The 615-nt window shown below is 41.6% G+C and carries 1 protein-coding gene; it reads left to right on the forward strand.

Translation table 11 applies throughout. The annotated features are described in order from the left end of the window. Positions 1–615, forward strand: a 615-nt coding sequence (locus tag DN394_RS28820) for a substrate-binding domain-containing protein (protein WP_179953675.1), incomplete at both ends; no start/stop codon positions are given.

Below are 615 nucleotides of genomic sequence, written 5' to 3' on the forward strand. Positions count from 1 at the left end.
TTATGAACAAAAGATAGATGGTTTGATTATTTTGGGGCAGATTGGCAAGCCCTATATTGAAGCCATGCAAGAAATGCAATTACCCAAAATCTTTCTCGACTTCTATGATGAGCATGTAGAAATGGATGCTGTGGTTACCGATAACTTTTACGGTGCGTATGAGTTAACGAACTTGTTGATTCGAGGTGGTCATCGGGATATTGCGTATGTCGGTACTTTACACTCGACCAGTAGTATTCAAGACCGTTTTCTAGGATATTACAAATCGTTGTTGGAACATCGAATCCCTTTGCAACAACAATGGATATTGGATGACCGTGATGAAGATGGCGTTTATATTGATATTCAGTTACCTGATCCTATGCCAAGTGCGTTTGTCTGTAACTGCGATCAGGTCGCGCATAATCTAATTAACAAATTGCAGGACTTGGGTTACCATGTGCCTCAAGATTATTCTGTGACCGGCTTTGATAATGATATCTATGCCACATTAACCCGGCCCCCACTCACGACTGTTGAAGTCGATATCGAACGCATGGCAAAGTTAGCCGCACAGTCCATTTTGAAAAAAGTAAGTAATCCGTATTACACTTTCGGACGTGCACTTGTACCTGG

The sequence above is a fragment of the Bacillus sp. BB081 genome (assembly GCF_008368895.1).
Taxonomy (GTDB): Bacteria; Bacillota; Bacilli; order Bacillales; family Bacillaceae_G; genus Bacillus_A; species Bacillus_A wiedmannii.